The organism is Streptomyces sp. NPDC054765, assembly GCF_053612065.1.
On sequence record NZ_JBSHBP010000051.1, the window covers coordinates 42,537 to 54,839 of the forward strand.

Here is a 12,303-nt window from a genome sequence, read left to right on the forward strand (position 1 = left end):
AGGACCTGCATGGCTCGGCCCTCCCCGGGATGCCACCAGAAGGACCCAGACTTGAGTCAGGGTCACGGACAGTCATCTGTGGTCCCGTCGTCAGTGTCCCGAACGGCGTGGCCGCCTCAAGAACTGACCCTAAGGAGAGAGACGCCGTGGCAGACGAGCAGAACGAGGTGCCGGACAGCACCGCGGTGCGGGTCGCCCTCTGGCGGGCGATGCATGTGCAGGTGGACCCGCCGCCCCACGTGCTCGAAGACGAGATCGGACTGCAGCTGGCGGCCCCTGGCGAGGGATGGCGGCGCCGCCCGGACATGGACCCGCGCGGCACCAGCGGGTTCCGGGCGGCCATTGTGGCCCGTGCGCGATGTGTCGAGGACCTGGTGGTCGAGCAGGCCGGCCGCGGCGTCGCCCAGTACGTCGTGCTGGGCGCCGGGCTGGACACCTTTGCCCAGCGCAGGCCGGAGATCGCCTCCCGCCTACGGGTGTTCGAGATCGACCAGCCGGACACCCAAGCCTGGAAGCGCGGGCGCCTGATCGATCTCGGCCACGGGATCCCCGACTGGCTGCGACTGGTGCCGGTCGACTTCGAGGCGGGCGGGGACTGGTGGGAGCAGCTGTCCGAGGCCGGCTTCGATCCTGGTCAGCCGGCGGTCGTCGTGTGCACCGGCGTCACCATGTATCTCACCAAAGACGCCACCGCGGCGACCCTGCGCCGGCTCGCCGGGCTCGCCCCCGGCTCCACCCTTGCCATGACGTTCATGCTGCCGGCCGAACTCATCGATGACGCCGATCGCCCCGCACTCGAGGCGACCAAGCCGCAGGCGCAAGCAGCCGGAACGCCGTTCATCAGCTTCTACGCCCCGCAGGAGATGCTGGCGATGGCCCGCGACGCCGGCTTCCGAGACGTCCAGCACGTGTCGGGAACTGCGCTGGCGGAGCGCTACTTCGCCGACCGGACCGACGGGCTCCGCCCGTCAAGCGGCGAGGATCTGTTGGTGGCCAGGGCCTGATGCTCTTCGGCTGTCACCGCTCGCGGTGACCGATGCTGCGGCGGGCCCCGCTGGTACGGCGTGACCTGCGCCCCGGCGGCCTTGCGCCCCGGCGGTCTCGCGGTCCGTGGGGACTACTGCGGCGTCTGCCCTACGGATCTGCAGGGAGAGGCCGGCGGAAAGTTTTTCCACCTGCCACCCATCCGCGGGTGTTGCGGCTCCGAATACCGCTTGACGCCTCGCCGAGGTGTCGCTGTCGAACCCGGACGACGTGCGGTCCCCTCCCCAGGGAGGCCGCCGGATAAGGAACGATCGTGATAGCCAAGCGCACCAGCCGCCTCGCCGTACTCGTCGCTCTGCCCGCCGCCCTCGCCCTCGCCGTGGGCGGCTCGTCCCAGGCCGTCGCCGAGGGCACCGGAGCGTTCCAGATCAATCTGGCGCAGCTGAACAACTCCGGTTCCAAGGGCACGGCGATGCTCAGCCTCAAGGGCAACCAGCTGACCGTGAAGATCGAGTCCGAGGGACTCGTGCCCGGCCAGCCCGTCGCCCAGCACCTCCACGGCTCCACCGACGGCCATGACTTCCACTGCCCGGACCCGAGCGCCGACACCAACGGCGACGGCGTCATCGACAACACCGAAGCCACGGTCGACTACGGCAACATCAACATCTCGCTCACCACCAAGGGATCCACGGACATGATGAGCGGCCTCGCCATCGACCGTATGCCCGTGGCGAGCGCGCAGGGCACGCTCTCCTACGAGCGCACGCTCACCGTCTCCCAGGCGGTGGCCGACCACATCAAGGACCTGCACATCGTGCAGCACGGCATCGACCGCAACGGCAACAAGAAGTACGACTTCCAGGGCGCGGGCAAGAGCGAACTCGATCCCAAACTCCCCCAGGAGGCCACCGCTCCGACCAACTGTGGCGAGGTCAAGGGCGCTGCGGTGGGATCCATTCCGGTCGGCGGGGTGGAGACCGGAACCGGGCCCTCCGAGCCGAAAGGGGTCCCGGTCGCGGTGCTGGGCGCCTCCGGCGCCGCCTTTGTGGTGTTGACCGGCGCACTGACCTTCGCGCGGCGGCGGAAGAGCGTGCTCGCCGCCGGGCGGGCCGGGAGCAACGGGGCCGCCGCGTGAGCCGCCGGAACGAGGACACCGTGATCGCCGTACGCCGCCGGGGCCGCCGCGCCGCCGGCTGTGTACTCGCCGCGGCATGGGCGACCGTGCTCGTCGCCGGGTGCGGAGGACCGGAAGCAGCTTCGCCTCCATCGCTCCCCGCGGGACAGCAGCCGGTTCCGGGCGGGGATTCGTCCCCCGGCGACGGGGCGCCGGGCAAGGGCTCCGGGGGCCAGGTCGCCGCCGGCATGGCGAAGTCGGTTCCGGAACGGATCTCCATCCCCTCGATCCATGTCTCCTCCACTCTGGAGACGCTGGGACAGCACAAGAACGGGGCCATGGAGACCCCTCGTGACCCCGACAAGGCGGGCTGGTACCAGCCCGGACCGACGCCCGGCTCCCAGGGACCGGCGGTGATCGCCGGCCATGTCTCCTGGAACGGCAAGCCGTCGGTGTTCGAGAAGCTGTCGACGATGAAGGCCGGTGACACCATCGAGGTCGCGCGGCAGGACGGAAAGACGGCCAAGTTCACCGTTGACCGCGTCGCCCAGTACCCGAAGGACAAGTTCCCCACGGTCGAGGTGTACAAGAACCTCGATCATGCCGGCCTCCGCCTGATCACCTGTGGCGGCCAGTACAACCAGGGCCGGCACTACTTCCCCGACAATGTGGTGGTGTTCGCCAGCCTGACGGGCAGTGCGTAAGCGGTCGCGCGGAGAGGCGCGGTGGGGGACGTCGGCAACAGTACGGGCACAGGTCCCGGTGATCATGGAGTTGCGACGCTCTGTGATCACCGGGGAGACCTGTGCCCGCGCTTCCACCATGGCTGACCGAACCGCTCTGGGGCCAATGCGCGGTCCTGCTGCCCGAGCGGCCGGAATACCACCCGGATCCTCCACTTGGCGTGTCGACGAGTGAAGATCCGGCTGCGCACCCGGCTCGGCGAACCGCACACACGTATGGCGACCGGCCAACAAGGTGAACCTGGTCAACCTGAGGGCAGGAAAAGCACCGGAGAACGCAGAGGGGAGGTCTGATGGTGCGCGATCCAATCTGACGGCCGGTTCGGCACAGATCTGCCCTGATGCTGCCGAAAGGCCGTCCCGTCTCCGCACCGGCACAACATCCGAGGAGCAGGAACGACGATGGCACCCGATCCGACAATCACCCAGGTAACCATGACCCTGGCTGCCCTTGCAGCCACCGGGGCCACCCCGCGTCCGTCCGGGGAAACCCTGGAGCAGCAGACCAAACGAATCATCACCGGCGTCGACGCGCAACTGAGCGATTCCAGCCTTGCGACGCAGGGCGCGTGGGAGCTGGTGTGGCTCGCCCTGAGCGAGGCCAACGCCAATATGGCCTACCTCGCACGCAGCACCAACGGCTCGAACGAGTTCGCCGTGGTCGCTCGCGGAACGGACGCCGATCTGACCGACATCCTCGAGGACCTCGATGTCGGCACAGTCGTCCCGTTCCCCGAAAGCGGATCGCCGAAGCCCGTCGCCGTTTCCAAGGGGGCGATGGATGCGTTCAAACGGGTTGTCAACGCCCGCTCGATCGCCTCACCCTCCCCGAACGCCACGCTCAATCAGGCGCTCTCCGTCGCGCTCAAGTCGGCGCCCTCCTCGCCGCAGCCGACCGTCTATCTGACCGGTCACAGCCTGGGCGGTTGCATCGCCACCATGCTCGCGCCGTACCTGCAGGCACAGACCTGGACGAATCAGCCGAAGTTCGCGGTGATCACCTATGCCGCTCCCACCGCCGGCCTGCAGAGCTTCGTCGACTACTTCGACTCCGTGCCGTGGGTCATCGACCAGCGCCAGAACAACGCCTACGACCTGGTACCGCACGCGTGGGCCGATCTCGACACCACCGCCGGCTGGTACCCGAGCCCGGGACCGCAGGCGACCGAAGAAGTGAAGCTGCTCATCGGGTCGATCGCCAAGCGCACCAAGGGCAACGTCTACGTCCAGCCCGGCACGCTCAGCCCGATGAACACCAGATACACGAGCCTTGCCAAGAACCTGGTCAACAAGACCACCCAGGACTTCCTCGGCCAGGTCGCCTTCCAGCACGCCAACTCCACCTACCTGGACCTGGTGGGGGCGCCCCCCGTCCCTTCCGGGCCGGTGGTGACCGACCTGACCCCCACCTTCGGCGCGTCAGGCGCCACGGTGACCATCAACGGCACCGGTTTCAGTCCGGACAGCATGGTCGACTTCGGCCACTTCGCCTGCACCAAGCCCGTCATCGACCCCTCCGGCATCAGGATCACCGCTCAGGTCCCCAACGGAACCGGCGTCGTCCACGTCCGCGTCACCAACACCCTCGGCACCTCCCCGGCCGTCGCGATGGGGCAGTTCGCCTATGGCGGACCCGCACCTGTGGTGGTCAGTGCGGTCAGCCCGACCAGCGGAAAGGCCGGCACCCCGGTCACCATCAGCGGCTCGGGCTTCGCCGATGGCGCCACCGTGCACTTCAAGGACAAGGCATCCGATGCGGTCAAGTTCGTCTCCACCGGCCAGATCACCGCAACCGCGCCCGGTCAGCTCGACGACCACCAGACGGTGAACGTCACCGTGACGGTCGGCAAGGCCACCTCGCCCACCAGCCCGGCCGACGAGTTCACCTACACCGGACGGTAGTCCGCACGCTCCGTGCCCGGGGTGGCCCTTCGAGCCCCGGGCCTTGACTCCGGCCGGTCGAACCGTGCCCGGGTGAGGGATCGCCGCAGGACCGTTCGCCCTGCGGCGAGCAGGCGACCTCACGGGGGACCGGGCCGCCGGCCGTGTGTCCGGTGCCGCTGACAGCTGCCTGGACATGCGGGATGACCTGCGGAAATATCCTCGGTGGCGGCGGTGTGCGGCACTCTGGTGCGGGGTGCTCTGCGGGGCCGCGGTCCGCGTACATCTGCTGGACCGCCGGGGCGCCGGGTGGTCCGTCCGCGTGGACCGCCATACTGCGTGCGATCTTTCCGCCCGCCCGAAGGGAACCTCGCGCCGTGTCCTCCACCCCCTCCCTTTCCCTCACCCACACCCGCGTTGCCATCGTCGGGGCCGGGCCCGCCGGGCTCACCGTGGCCAATCTGCTACAGGCCGCCGGAGTTGACTGCGTGCTGCTGGAAGCGGAGAGCAGGGAGTTCATCGAGCAGCGGCCGCGCGCCGGGTTCATGGAGGAGTGGGTGGTGGATGCGCTGGCCCGGCACGGACTGGCCGACCGGTTGCACGAACGAGCCACCACTCAGGGGGAGTTCGAGTTCCGGTTCGACGGTGAGCGGCACACCGTGCGGACGGCGGAGCTGTCGGGCCGGCGTCACTTCGTCTACCCACAGCCGCTGTTGGTCACCGACCTCGCGGCGTCGTACGTGGACAAGGCGGGCGGCGATGTGCGCTTCGGCGTCCGCGAGGTGCGGTTGCACGACATCGACGGTGCCCGGCCGGCGGTGTCGTACACCGACCCCGTGACCGGCGTCCGGCACCGGATCGAGTGCGACATGATCGCGGGCTGCGACGGCGCGCGCGGAGTGACCCGCGCGGCCATACCCGCCGACCGGGCGCTCCTCACCCGCCACGACCACGGCGTCGCCTGGCTCGCCCTCCTCGCCGAGGCGCCGCCGTCCGCCGACGGTGTGGTCTTCGGCATCCACGAGCGCGGGTTCGGTGCCCATATGGCCCGTAGCCCCGAGGTCACCCGCTACTACCTCCAGGTCGCACCCGGCGAGAACGCCGAGGACTGGCCGCACACGCGGGTCTGGGACGAACTGCGCGCCCGGCTCGCCGCCGACGGGGCCCCGCCGCCGGCCGAAGGGCCGCTGATCGAGAAGGTGGTCCTGGACATGCACGACTATGTGGTGGAGCCCATGGCGTACGGCCGCGTCTACCTGGCGGGCGACTCCGCGCACCTGGTCGCGCCGATCGCCGCGAAGGGCATGAACCTTGCGATCCATGACGCACTGCTGCTCGGGGAGGCGCTGATCGCGCACTACAAGGGCGATGACAGCGGTCTCGAAGGATATTCGCAGGCGTGTCTGCGGCGGGTCTGGCAGTACCTGGAGTTCTCGCAGTGGCTGTCCTATGTGCTGCACGGCGCCTCGTCCGGTGACCGGTTCCTTGCGGGCACGGCCTCGGCGCGGCTGCGGCGCCTGCTGGGCTCCGAGTCGGCGGCGCAGGCTTTCGCCGGGCTGTACCTCGGCGAGGAAGCCGATCTGTAGTGTCGTGCCGGACGGATCCGCACCGCAGATCTGTGGGGTGATTCACCCCCCGGGAGGGATGGGTCCCCGGCGGGCTGGGTACGCGGCTTCGTGATCGCCGGGCGAGATACCGGTGAGAAGTGGTAGAAATTCGGCGAAAAGCATCGCTGAGACTCCGAGGAAGGGAGACGCCATGTCATCGAAGCGCCGTCGCAAGAAGAAGGCCCGTCGCAAGAACGGTGCCAACCACGGCAAGCGGCCGCAGTGCTGACCGAGGGACCGTGGCCTGGCCTGGCCTGACCTCATCGATGGGGTTTCCGTGGGCTCTTCGCGTCCTTCTGCCGTGGGCGCGGGGGGCCCACTGTGGTGAGGCACCCTGCCGGTGGCTTCGTCAGAGCCCCGGCCAGGCCTGACCGGCCTGCCGCCAGGCTTGGATCCTGCCGGATCGGGTGGAACGGGAAGGCCGCACACCGCTGTTGGCCGCGGGTGGCGAACAGGGCCGGGCCACAGCCGTACCGTCCGCCGGTCGTGCCCCGTGACGTGATGGCGTTCACCGGGAAGGAGTTGGCGGTCGGGGTGTCCCTTGTCCTCGCCGTGGCGGTCGTCATCGCCGGCCGCGTACGCCGCCCCGGAGGATCCTTCAAGATCCTGGAGAGTTCCGATGTGGTCTTCTTCGCGGTGCCGGCCGTCATCGGCATCTTCGCCTCCGTGGGCACGCACCGCTGGTGGGAGAATTACTCGGGCGAGCTCTCGAATATGGTGTGAGGGTGATTTCCCCGGAGCCATGGCGATCGGAGTGCCGTTCACCCTGCAGTACGCTACGCCCGGGATCAAGTGCCTCGTGAATTCTGGAACGATTCCCGGTTTCTGCGTGCCAATTACCGCAGCACGGATGTGTGGGGCGCCGCGTTCGGTGTGGCGGCAATAGCGGGCGCTTATGGCGACCTCGGACTGCGCAATGCCAATAGCCTGTGGACGGGCTTGACCATCCCCATCGCGGCCATCGTTGTCGCGTTACGGTTCACCCGGTGGTATCCGGACGTCATGCGTGCGCGTTTCGTGCGGGAACGCGGTGTGCCCTCCTCCGGCGGGAAGCGCCGCCCCTCCCCGCGGTACGCACCGCCCCCCCCACGAGACGCCGCGCGAGGTGATGACGACGTGCCGGCGGCACGAATGCCCCGGGGTGACGGCGGACGGTACCGGGTGACCTAGACTCAATGGATGATCTTTATCGTCGTCAAGTTCCCCGTGAAGCCCGAGTACGCCGAAGAGTGGCCGCAGCATGTCGAGGCCTTCACCGGCGCCACCCGCGCCGAGCCCGGCAACCTGTGGTTCGAATGGTCCCGCAGTATCGAAGACCCGAACACCTATGTCCTGGTCGAGGCATTCAAGGACGACGCCGCCGAAGCGCATGTGAATTCCGACCACTTCCGCGCCGGAATCGAGACGATGCGCCCGCTGCTGCGCCGCACTCCGGACATTGTCAGCACCGGCATCGAGGGTGCGGACGGCTGGAGCGCGATGGGCGAGATCACCATCGACTGAGCCCGGGTTCCGCTATTCCGGCGGCATCAAGTGGCTGACGAACCAGTCCCGGGCGAGCTCGGCGACCTGCTGGAGGGCGCCGTGTTCCTCGAAGAGGTGGGTGGCGCCGGGAACGATCTCCAGCCGGGTTTCCCCGGGCAGGGCAGCCTCGGCCTCGCGGTTGAGGTCGAGGACCTGGGGGTCGTTGCCGCCCACGATGAGCAGCGTCGGCGCCCGTACGCCGGCGAGCAGCGGTCCGGCGAGGTCGGGGCGGCCGCCGCGGGAGACCACCGCGCCGATGTCCGCGCGGGGGGCGGCGGCGGCCCGTAGCGCCGCCGCGGCTCCGGTGCTCGCGCCGAAGTAGCCGACCGGGCCGGGGAAGCGGCCGCGCAGCCAGGCGGTGGCATCGGTCAGCCGCTCGGCCAGGGTCCCGATGTCGAAGACATTCGCCCGGTGGGCTTCCTCGGCCGGCGTGAGCAGGTCGAAGAGCAGGGTGCCCAGGCCTGCCTGGTTCAGCTCCCGGGCGACCAGACGGTTGCGGGGGCTGTGCCGGCTGCTGCCCGAGCCATGGGCGAACATCACCACCGCACGGGCGCCCGCCGGCACGGTGAGGTCTCCGGTGAGCCGGACCCCGGCGGCGTCGATCGCCACCTCCTCCGCCACGTCCGTCTCCGCCGCCCCGCCCGGGGTGGCGGAGGACGGCGCGCGGCCCGCCGGTTCGGGGCCGGCCGCGGCCTCGGCCAGCAGCGAGACGACCTCCTCGTCCGGCGTCTGGGAGAAGTCCCGGTACCACTCACCGACCGCGGAGAAGGCGAACGGGGTGGAGAGGCAGATGAATTCATCGGTCGCGGTGCGCAGCCGCTCCGCCGCGTCCGGCGGCGCCACGGGTACGGCGAGGACCACACGGGCCGCGCCCTGGGCACGTACCACCTGGCATGCGGCCGCCGCGGTGGCCCCGGTGGCGATTCCGTCGTCGACGACGATCGCCGTCCGGCCGGTGAGGTCGAGCCGTGGCCGCCCGGCGCGGAAGCGCTCCGCCTGCCGTGCGAGTTCCGCCGCCTCGGCATGCTCCACGGATGCCAGGTCCGCCTGGTCGAGCCGCCCGCGGCGGATGATGTCGTCGCTGAGCACCCGTACGCCGCCTTCGCCGATGGCGCCGAAACCCAGCTCACGCTGGTAGGGGACCCCCAGCTTGCGGACCACGATCACATCGAGCGGCGCCCGGAGCGCGCGGGCCACGTGAAAGGCCACCGGGACCCCGCCACGGGGCAGTCCCAGCACGACGGGCTCTTCCCCCTGCAGGTGCCCCAGCGCCTCGGCGAGGCGGTGCCCCGCGTCCGCGCGGTCAGTGAACAGCACAGTGTGCACCCCCTAGCCAGGGGAGACGCGAGCTGCGTCCACACCTCACTTCGAAATAACCCCATCCGGGCAGGCTTCGCAAGTCGGGCGCCAGGGGTGCCCCGGCCGTCGGCCCGGAGCAGGCCGGCCGTGGTGACGGGCGCACCCAGGGACGCACCCCTACGTGACGATCATCCCGTCGCGGAGTCCTCGGCGCGCCGGTAGTGGAGGAGGACGACACCGTTGCCGAAGGTCCGGGTCCCGGCGAGCCGGAGACCGGTGCGGGCGTCCGAGGCACCGAAGAGGGGTTTGCCCCGGCCGATGAGGACCGGATGGATGTAGAGGCGGTACTCGTCGACCAGGTCGTGCCGCATGAAGGCCGCCGCGAGGTCGGCGCCGCCGAGTGCCAGGTCTCCGCCCGGCTGCGCCTTGAGCGCCATGATCTCCTCGGGGACGACCTCGCGCATGAGGGTGGTGTTCCCGTCGGTCCGCTCCAGGGTCCGGGAGAACACGATCTTGGGTGTGTCCCGCCAGATCCCGGCAAACTCGGCCATGGGGCCGGTACTTGAGGGGTCGGCGTCGGCGGTCGGCCAGAACTGCGCCATCAGCTCATGGGTGACCCGGCCGTTCATGAAGGCGCCCATCGTCCTGAGCTGCTCGTTGAAGTGACGGTGCAGCTCGTCGTCGACCAGGTGCCAGTCGATCCGGCGGTCCGGTCCCTCGATGAAGCCGTCGAGGGACACCGACATGGACAGAATGATCTTTCTCATCGTGGTCCTCGCTGAAGTCCTCGGGGCGGGCGGCGCCGGGCCGGGATCCACCGACCGGATGGCACCAGTGTGCCCGGACGGGGCGCCGCCGCGCCCGGTGTGCGCGGCGCAGGGGAGCCGGGCGGGTGCGGGCCGGTCAGCGCGGGCTGGGCGGGTGCGCGCCGGTCAGCGCGGGCCGGTGAGCAGCGCCGCGATCTTTGCGGCCGTCCAGTGCCCCTTGGCCCCCGGGCAGCCGGCGAGATACGCGGCGGCCTGGAGCGCACTCCATCCGTGGGCGGCGACGAGGCCGGCCGCGATGTGCCGCAGATAGGCCGCCGAGGGTGGGTTCATGGTGATGTCCCGGCTGCTCCACGGGGCCGTGAAGGTCAGCACCGGGTAGCCGTCCAGCAGCCCGGCACACACCAGGGTCTCGTACCGGCCGGGGCCGGTCCGGGCCCTGCCGTGGGTGAGGGCCTCCGTCAGGTCGAGATCCCGGCCGGGCTCCCGGTACATCTCCTGAGCGGCGATATCGGAGAACTGGGAGAGCGTCAGAAGATAGCCGCGGGCCGGCGCTTCGGGCCCGCCCGGCAGTTCGGGCCCGCCCGGCAGTTCGGGCCCGCCCGGCCGGCCGGGCCCGGTGCCGGCCGGTGCGGGGCCGGGGTCGTAGAAGGCCCGGCCGCCGGTCCACACCCGCGATTCGGTGGCGAAGTACAGCAGACCGGGCAGCATGACCGGTGCCGTACGCGTGGGGCGGCGGGGGTCCCGGCAGCCGGGGTGGGTGCGCAGCCCGCCGGGAGGCCGGCCGCCGGCCAGGTAGCTGGTCAGGCGGTCGAGATGCATGTTGGAGCCGTATGCGGCGTACCAGAGGCGGTCGTCGGGGGTGAGGCGGCGGACGGCTTCGGGGGAGTCGCCGAGGGCTTCGAGGCGTTGGGGCCTGGTCACGCCCTCACGCTACGCGGACGGGTTCGCCACGGCGGCGTCCGGCGGGTCCGCGGCCTTCGGGGCGGGCGACCGTACCATCGGGCGGCGGCGCGGTGAAGGGCGGATGAACGAAGCGGGCGCAGGGGCCGGCACCTGGCTTGATCGTTACCCAACGGGTTTTGCCGCGAGTGGTCTGGAGATGCGCACTGCACGGACAGGACCGGTCCGAAGGACAGCCGGCGCCCGGTCATCGGCCGGACGCCGCAGGACGGAGGCAGTGTGGCGGATGTGTCAGGGCGAAACGAGGCAGGGATACGCAGGGCAGGGGCGGCCGGCCGCCGCGCCGCAGTGCCCGCTCCACCGCCGGGTGCGAGCCGGCGTCATCTGCTCGCGGCCACGGCTGCGGCGGGGCTGGGAGTGCTCACCGCATGCGGAGGCACACCCTCGCGCGCGGACTCCGCCCCCGAGGCGTCGCCGCCCGGCGGCTCGCCGTCCCCCTCCGGCGGGTCCGGCGCCCCGAGCCCGTCAGGCTCCAGGACAGTGCCCCCCTCGGCCCGCCCGGCCAAGCGGCGCCGGCCCGAACTGCCGCGTGGCGGACGGGAATTGTTCCCGCGCTACCGGCTGGTCGGGTTCTGCGGTCTGCCCGGGGCCGCGGCGCTCGGCCGGCTCGGAATCGGCGACCCGGGAAAGCGGACCGCCGAGGCGGAGAAGGTGGCGCATGCGTACGCCGCGGGGCGCGAACCGCTGCCCGTACTCGAACTCCTGGCGACGGTCGCGAACGCCACGGCGGGCCCGGACGGCAGGTACCGCTCACGGACGCCGCCGGCCACCATCGGCCGCTTCCACCGCCTGGCGCGCGAACGGCGGGCGCTGCTGCTGTTGAACATCCAGCCCGGCCGTGCGTCGGTGCTCGACGAGGTCAAGGCGCTGCGCGACTGGCTGGTCCACCCCGACGTGGGGATCGCGCTCGACCCGGAGTGGGAGATGAGCCCCGGTGAGGTGCCGGGCGACACCTACGGGCACACCGACGGCCATGAGCTGACCAGGGTTGCCCGCTATCTGTCCGGGCTGGTCGAGGCGCACGATCTGCCGCAGAAACCGCTGGTCTTCCACCAGGTGGCCACGTCCGTCGTGGGTGACCAGTCCGCCCTGCGGCCCCAGCCCGGTGTGGCGCTGATCAAGAGCGCCGACGGCATCGGCTCACCGGGCCTGAAGCGCGGGACCTGGCGACGGCTGGTCAGCGATCTGCCGGACGGTCTGCACACCGGCTTCAAGCTCTTCTACGAGGAGGATGCCAAGGGCAGCCGCCTGATGACGCCGAAGGAGGTGCTGGCTCTGCGGCCGCAGCCGGAGTATGTGATGTACGAGTGAGCCGCCCCGAACCCGTCATGCCCTGACGGGCGGGAGCGTGTACGGGGCGGCCGGCGGCCGGGCCCGGCCGGCCTCCCGTTCCCGGCCGGGCCCGCCCCGTCGCGGCCCTT

12 protein-coding genes and 1 pseudogene are annotated in these 12,303 nt (G+C 70.7%); 10 read left to right on the forward strand and 3 right to left on the reverse strand.

Annotated features, from left to right (window positions below):
- Positions 1-146: 146 nt before the first annotated feature.
- From ACWGJY_RS27385 to ACWGJY_RS27425, 9 genes and pseudogenes are all read left to right on the forward strand, one after another.
- Positions 147-1,004, forward strand: coding sequence for a class I SAM-dependent methyltransferase (locus tag ACWGJY_RS27385; protein WP_453263514.1), 858 nt, complete (start codon positions 147-149; stop codon positions 1,002-1,004).
- A 293-nt stretch (positions 1,005-1,297) separates the two neighbouring features.
- A complete protein-coding gene (locus ACWGJY_RS27390; protein ID WP_453263515.1) occupies positions 1,298-2,122 on the forward strand; it encodes a hypothetical protein in 825 nt (274 codons plus the stop codon).
- On the forward strand, positions 2,119-2,805 hold the full coding sequence (locus ACWGJY_RS27395; protein ID WP_453263516.1) for a class F sortase: 687 nt from the start codon (positions 2,119-2,121) through the stop codon (positions 2,803-2,805). Before ACWGJY_RS27390 ends, ACWGJY_RS27395 begins: the two co-directional genes overlap by 4 nt.
- A gap of 101 nt (positions 2,806-2,906) precedes the next feature.
- Positions 2,907-3,005 (forward strand): annotated as a pseudogene (locus ACWGJY_RS27400) (IS5/IS1182 family transposase); the annotation flags it as partial.
- Positions 3,006-3,279: 274 nt separating this feature from the next.
- Positions 3,280-4,746 (forward strand): IPT/TIG domain-containing protein, encoded by a 1,467-nt coding sequence (locus ACWGJY_RS27405; RefSeq protein WP_453263517.1) that lies wholly within the window; start codon positions 3,280-3,282, stop codon positions 4,744-4,746.
- Positions 4,747-5,102: 356 nt separating this feature from the next.
- Complete coding sequence (locus ACWGJY_RS27410; protein ID WP_453263518.1) at positions 5,103-6,311, forward strand: 4-hydroxybenzoate 3-monooxygenase; 1,209 nt, start codon at positions 5,103-5,105, stop codon at positions 6,309-6,311.
- A 172-nt stretch (positions 6,312-6,483) separates the two neighbouring features.
- The gene (locus ACWGJY_RS27415) at positions 6,484-6,561 is read left to right on the forward strand and encodes a 50S ribosomal protein bL37 (RefSeq protein WP_373558710.1); all 78 of its coding nucleotides are present in this window, start codon (positions 6,484-6,486) and stop codon (positions 6,559-6,561) included.
- Between the two features lie 257 nt (positions 6,562-6,818).
- Positions 6,819-7,055 (forward strand): hypothetical protein, encoded by a 237-nt coding sequence (locus ACWGJY_RS27420; RefSeq protein ID WP_453263519.1) that lies wholly within the window; start codon positions 6,819-6,821, stop codon positions 7,053-7,055.
- 456 nt (positions 7,056-7,511) lie between these two features.
- Entirely contained in the window at positions 7,512-7,835 is a 324-nt protein-coding gene (locus ACWGJY_RS27425; protein WP_453263520.1) for a putative quinol monooxygenase, read from the forward strand.
- A gap of 12 nt (positions 7,836-7,847) precedes the next feature.
- On the opposite strand, the gene ACWGJY_RS27430 is transcribed toward ACWGJY_RS27425, so the two are convergent.
- From ACWGJY_RS27430 to ACWGJY_RS27440, 3 genes are all read right to left on the reverse strand, one after another.
- The gene (locus ACWGJY_RS27430; protein WP_453263521.1) at positions 7,848-9,173 is read right to left on the reverse strand and encodes a phosphoribosyltransferase family protein; all 1,326 of its coding nucleotides are present in this window, start codon (positions 9,171-9,173) and stop codon (positions 7,848-7,850) included.
- Positions 9,174-9,343: 170 nt separating this feature from the next.
- On the reverse strand, positions 9,344-9,922 hold the full coding sequence (locus ACWGJY_RS27435; RefSeq protein WP_453263522.1) for a dihydrofolate reductase family protein: 579 nt from the start codon (positions 9,920-9,922) through the stop codon (positions 9,344-9,346).
- Positions 9,923-10,087: 165 nt separating this feature from the next.
- Complete coding sequence (locus tag ACWGJY_RS27440) at positions 10,088-10,843, reverse strand: histone deacetylase (protein WP_453263523.1); 756 nt, start codon at positions 10,841-10,843, stop codon at positions 10,088-10,090.
- A gap of 519 nt (positions 10,844-11,362) precedes the next feature.
- On the opposite strand from ACWGJY_RS27440, the gene ACWGJY_RS27445 reads away from it, so the two are divergent.
- Positions 11,363-12,193: a hypothetical protein gene (locus tag ACWGJY_RS27445; RefSeq protein ID WP_453263524.1), complete on the forward strand. Its 831-nt coding sequence runs from the start codon at positions 11,363-11,365 to the stop codon at positions 12,191-12,193.
- Positions 12,194-12,303: the final 110 nt, after the last annotated feature.

Bases quoted from the DNA above. Each gene is read 5' to 3' on its own strand.
- ACWGJY_RS27405 (WP_453263517.1), top strand. From the start codon at position 3,280: ATGACCCTGGCTGCCCTTGCAGCCACCGGGGCCACCCCGCGTCCGTCC.
- ACWGJY_RS27415 (WP_373558710.1), top strand. From the start codon at position 6,484: ATGTCATCGAAGCGCCGTCGCAAGAAGAAGGCCCGTCGCAAGAACGGT.
- ACWGJY_RS27425 (WP_453263520.1), top strand. From the start codon at position 7,512: ATGATCTTTATCGTCGTCAAGTTCCCCGTGAAGCCCGAGTACGCCGAA.
- ACWGJY_RS27435 (WP_453263522.1), bottom strand. From the start codon at position 9,922: ATGAGAAAGATCATTCTGTCCATGTCGGTGTCCCTCGACGGCTTCATC.